The organism is Streptomyces durbertensis (assembly GCF_014156695.1).
Lineage (GTDB): Bacteria > Actinomycetota > Actinomycetes > Streptomycetales > Streptomycetaceae > Streptomyces > Streptomyces durbertensis.
The window spans coordinates 1-3,258 of the sequence record NZ_WMLF01000539.1; the positions used below are offsets into that span (position 1 = coordinate 1).

Below are 3,258 nucleotides of genomic sequence, written 5' to 3' on the forward strand. Positions count from 1 at the left end.
GCCCCAGTCGACGACCGCCCGAGCGGCTCATCTGGTGCTTCCCTGCTGCTGTCATGGCGTGCCGATAGTAGAGCTGACCGAGGCTGTTACCGGGGGTCTTCCGGAGAGCCTTCGAAGGCACGATTCTGCAAGATCATAAACCGCCAACAGCCTTGGAATGTCCGGCAGTTGAACGCTCGAACATGGAGTTGTCGGGCCCTGCGAGCAAAGTCGCCCCGCGTTCTACAGAGGTTGCGAACAGGTCTCAACTCACCTTCACGAGTGACGCGCACCAGGGCGCGCGCCAGGGGCGCGCGGCAACGCACCCTGTGCGCCGGCCGGCCCACGAGGGCCGGCCCATGGGGCCGGCGGCGGACTCGCCTCCGGCGCGCCCCCGGACGTGACGTGCGTCCGGGGGCGGGGACCCGCCACCCGTCCGACCGCGGGCGCCACCTCTCCCCGGGGCGCCGACCCGTCCGGCCGGCTCCACCGCGCCGGCCCCGGCCCGGCGGAAGCAACCGCCATGCCGCCCCGCCCCTACCGCGCTTGACCGCTGTGCGGTCCGCCGCCTGCGGGTCGGGCCCGTCTATGCCCTGCCTGCCCTGCCCTGCTGGGCCGGGCCGGCTGGTGCGGCGGCGCGGACGTGGCCACCGTCGCGGGTGTGGCCGGGAGCACTCGCGGCCGGGCCGCCGGGTGGCGGGCCGCCCGCCGGTGCTCCGCACCACGCCGGGCTGCGCGCCGGACGTGTCGGCGGTCCGTCCGCCTCTGGACCCGCCTGGACCCGCCTGGACGTGCCGGCGGGAGGTGTCGAGGTGGTCCGGGCCTGTTCGGGGCCCGTAGGCACTACGACTGGGCGGACATTCCTCATAAGGTGAGTAGTAATGGCGGGCCGGTCGTCCGGCCCGCCCGCTGAAGCCTTGTCGAGGAGGACGGGATGACGGAGAACGCCGAGACGACCGCGCGGACGGCCCCGAGGTTGCGCGCCGCACTCGACGGGGTCCCGACGTACCGGCCGGGGCGGCCCGCCGCCGCCGGTCCCGGCGGCAGGCTCGCCTACAAGCTGTCCTCCAACGAGAACCCCTACCCGCCGCTGCCGGGCGTGCTGGAGGCGGCGACCGCCGCCGCCGGTTCCTTCAACCGCTACCCGGACATGGCCTGCGCCGGCCTGTTCGAGGCGCTGGCCGAGCGCTTCGACGTGCCGCTGACGCATCTGGCGACCGGCACGGGATCGGTCGGCATCGCGCAGCAGCTGCTGCAGGCGACCGCCGGCCCGGGCGACGAGGTGATCTACGCCTGGCGGTCCTTCGAGGCGTACCCGATCATCACCCAGATCGCCGGCGCGACCTCCGTGCAGGTGCCGCTCACCGAGGGCGAGGACCACGACCTGGACGCGATGGCGGCGGCGATCACCGACCGCACCCGCCTGATCTTCGTCTGCAACCCGAACAACCCGACCGGTACGGCGATCCGCCGGGCGGAGCTGGAGCGCTTCCTGGACCGGGTGCCGGGCGAGGTGCTGGTGGTGCTCGACGAGGCGTACCGGGAGTTCGTCCGGGACGAGGAGGTGCCGGACGGCATCGAGCTGTACCGGGACCGGCCGAACGTGTGCGTGCTGCGCACGTTCTCCAAGGCGTACGGGCTGGCGGGCCTGCGGGTCGGCTTTGCCGTCGCGCACGAGCCGGTGGCGGCGGCGCTGCGGAAGACGGCCGTGCCGTTCGGCGTGAGTCAGATCGCGCAGGACGCGGCGGTGGCCTCGTTGCGCGCCGAGGACGCGCTGGCCGAGCGGGTGGCGTCCCTGGTCGAGGAGCGGAACCGGGTGCGGGCCGAGCTGCTCGACCAGGGGTGGACCGTGCCCGAGACGCAGGCCAACTTCGTCTGGCTGCGGCTCGGTGAGCGCACGACGGACTTCGCGGCGGCGGCCGAGCGGGCGGGCGTGGTCGTGCGACCGTTCCCCGGCGAGGGCGTGCGGGTCACGATCGGCGAGACCGAGGGCAACGACCTGTTCCTGAAGGCCACCGCCGAGTTCCGCCAGACCGCCGGCTGACCCCCGCCGGGCCGCCGGCTGACCGACACCAGACCGCCGGCTGACCGACGCCGGGACGCCGCCCGAGGCACGTTCCTCGGGCGGTGTCCCGCCGGGCGCCGCCCGAGCGGATCTTGACCTCAACCTGACTTCAACTCCTAGCCTCCGGGGCGGAGTAGGGCCGCCGTTCCGTGGCCGGCCCGAGAGAAGTCTGCGAGATCACATGAGTGTCAGCTCCGCGCTGGTCGACACCCGGGTTGTCATCACCGGCGCCTCCCGGGACCTCGGCCGCGCCCTGGCGGTGCAGTTCGCCCGCCAGGGGGCCGAAGTCCTGCTGTCCGCCCGCACGTGGGAGGCGGCCGAGGCCGTCGCCGAGGAGATCCGCGCGCTCGGTCACGACCGGGTGCGCGCGTACCGCTGCGACACCGGTGACCCGTCCTCGGTCCGCGCGTTCGCCCGTGAGCTGCGCGCGCACACCGACCGCGTCGACGTGTTGGTGAACAACGCCGCCCGCTGGCTGGGTGGCGAGGACCTGCTGTCCGTCAGCGACGAGGACGTCGTCGACACGATCAACTCCGGCGCGACCGGCACGGTGCTGATGGTGAGGAACCTGCTGCCGCTGCTGCGGAACTCGCCGCGCCCGGACATCGTCAACATGGTCTCGGTGTGCGGTGTCCCGCAGAACCACCGCTCCGACGCGCACGACGCCTTCTACGCCGCGAAGAGCGCGCAGGCCGGCTTCTCCGAGGTGCTGTCCAAGCGGCTGCGGCCGGAGGGGGTGCGGGTGATCTCCCTCTACCCGCCGGACTTCGTCAACCACGACCCGCTCTCCGAGCAGTGGGGGAGCGCGGACCGCTCTGCCGACGCGATGCTGACGTCCCAGTCCGTCGTGGAGTGCGTGCTGTTCGCGGTGAAGCAGCCCAGGGACTGCTTCATCCGCTCCTTCCACTTCGAGCAGGTCTGACGCACCCGCTCAGGCGCGACAGACCGTGATCGGGTCGCCGGGGCGGACGGTGGCGAGGAGGCGCGGATCGCCGTCGATTCGCCCCAGCACGTTGCAGGGGCTGGCCAGGCGGCACTCGTCGCCCCGGCTGACGGGGGTGGGCCCGTAGGGCAGGGCGAGCGCGTCGCCGTCGGTCCAGAAGGCGATCGTGCCGGGCTCGACGACCTGGCGGGCGTCGGCTTCGAGGGGCGGGCTGACCGGGGTGCGGAAGTAGACCTCCTCACCCCACGTCTGCGCGTCCGCGGTGAACGGC

The 3,258-nt window shown here is 73.3% G+C and carries 3 protein-coding genes; 2 read left to right on the forward strand and 1 reads right to left on the reverse strand.

Annotated elements, in window-relative coordinates; all coding sequences use genetic code 11:
• Nucleotides 1–913: 913 nt before the first annotated feature.
• A complete protein-coding gene (hisC, locus tag GL263_RS23970) occupies nucleotides 914–2,023 on the forward strand; it encodes a histidinol-phosphate transaminase (RefSeq protein WP_182857831.1) in 1,110 nt (369 codons plus the stop codon).
• 202 nt (nucleotides 2,024–2,225) lie between these two features.
• On the forward strand, nucleotides 2,226–2,966 hold the full coding sequence (locus tag GL263_RS23975; RefSeq protein ID WP_182857832.1) for an SDR family oxidoreductase: 741 nt from the start codon (nucleotides 2,226–2,228) through the stop codon (nucleotides 2,964–2,966).
• 9 nt (nucleotides 2,967–2,975) lie between these two features.
• Here GL263_RS23975 and GL263_RS23980 read toward each other — a convergent pair.
• Nucleotides 2,976–3,258 (reverse strand): cyclophilin-like family protein (locus tag GL263_RS23980; protein WP_182857833.1); only part of this gene is annotated, 283 nt, incomplete at its 5' end.

Excerpts from the sequence above, each read along its gene's own strand:
- hisC (WP_182857831.1), top strand. The coding sequence starts at position 914 with ATGACGGAGAACGCCGAGACGACCGCGCGGACGGCCCCGAGGTTGCGC.
- GL263_RS23975 (WP_182857832.1), top strand. The coding sequence starts at position 2,226 with ATGAGTGTCAGCTCCGCGCTGGTCGACACCCGGGTTGTCATCACCGGC.